We start from the raw sequence: 1,602 nt of genomic DNA, 5'->3' as shown, positions 1-1,602 counted from the left end.
TACTATTATGGTCAGGGCTTGTTTCATGTCGGTGATATAAAGAAAGCCGTAAAGCAAGAGTTTTCGTGATTCCTTTCGAATATAGATATATAAATAGATCTAGAACGTCCCTGCTCGGAACTTTCAAAGCTGCTATTTCTACCTCAAACGTGCCCCAAACCTTGTATCAGAACGAAACCATATATTAGAGTAAACTCGCTATTATGCTATAGAAGTGGACCCCGATGGTTGGACACATAAGCTAATTTCTTAAGTGGCTGATCTTGCTCATGCTGAATAGCCACCGACTTGATAGACACCTTTTAGTTAGACAAAATGACTAACAGAGAGGTGCTTATGAGCAGCAAAAGATATCCAGAAGAATTTAAAATTGAAGCGGTAAAACAGGTCACGGAAAAAGGTCATAGTGTGGCTGATGTTGCCAACCGCTTAGGGACGACTACCCATAGTCTTTATGCTTGGGTGAAGCGCTACGGTCCCGACTCCTCCCAATACCAAGCTCAATCTGATGAAAGTGCCGAAATTCGTAGGCTTCGGAAAGAACTGCAAAGAGTTACCGAAGAGCGGGATATACTAAAAAAAGCCGCGGTGTACTTCGCAAGCCAGTCCGACTGAGGTACGCCTTTATCAAAGCCAACCAGTCAGTTTGGCCTGTTCGACGGATGTGTAAAATCCTTGGGGTTCATCCAAGTGGTTTTTATGCCTGGCTAAAATACCCTGACAGCAAACAAGAGAAACGGCGTAAGTATCTTCTCGGACTTATTAAACAGTTTTGGCTGGAATCAGGTGGGGTTTATGGCTATCGGAAGATATACAGTGACCTACGAGATGAAGGGGAATTCTGTGGAATCAACCAAGTACATCGCTTGATGAAACGAGAAGGCTTACAGTCACAACGCGGGTATCGTAAACCCAGAGCTAAAGCGGGTACTGAACATGTCATTTCGGCTAACAAATTAGCCAGAGAGTTCAATCCAACGGCTCCAAACCAATCGTGGGTGACCGATATTACTTATATAAAAACACATGAAGGTTGGTTGTATCTTGCCGTTGTTGTCGATCTTTTTTCTAGAAGAGTGATTGGTTGGTCGATGAAAAGTCGAATAACTAAAGAGTTGGTTTTGGATGCGCTTTTAATGGCTATATGGCGCCGTTCTCCAAGCCAAAAGGTGCTCGTACATTCAGATCAAGGCAGTCAGTATACGAGTCACGACTGGAACAAGTTCTTAAAGCAACATGGACTGGAAGGCAGTCAGTATACGAGTCACGACTGGAACAAGTTCTTAAAGCAACATGGACTGGAAGCCAGTATGAGCCGTCGAGGTAATTGTCACGATAATGCTGTGGCAGAAAGTTTTTTCCAGTTACTGAAAAGAGAACGAGTTAAACGAAAAATCTACTCTACACGGGAAGATGCTCGCATGGATATCTTTGAATATATTGAGATGTTCTACAACGTAAACGCAGGCACGGTTCCAATAATCAATTGTCGCCTGTAGAGTATGAGAAGCAATATGAGAGAAGACTAACTAGTGTCTACTGACTCGGTGGCTATTCAAGAGCTTCAAGGGCATCGATCTGAAGACTTATGAACTTTCTCGA

1 pseudogene is annotated in these 1,602 nt (G+C 43.1%); it reads left to right on the top strand.

Going from position 1 to position 1,602, the window contains the following annotated elements:
* Window positions 1-336 precede the first annotated feature (336 nt).
* A pseudogene (locus tag R7070_RS24820) lies at window positions 337-1,543 on the top strand (IS3 family transposase).
* Window positions 1,544-1,602 lie beyond the last annotated feature (59 nt).

It is taken from the genome of Vibrio sp. 1557, assembly GCF_033340175.1.
Classification (GTDB): domain Bacteria; phylum Pseudomonadota; class Gammaproteobacteria; order Enterobacterales; family Vibrionaceae; genus Vibrio; species Vibrio alginolyticus.
The sequence above is the reverse complement of the archived record's forward strand: the minus strand, read 5'-3'. Positions and strand labels throughout refer to the sequence as shown.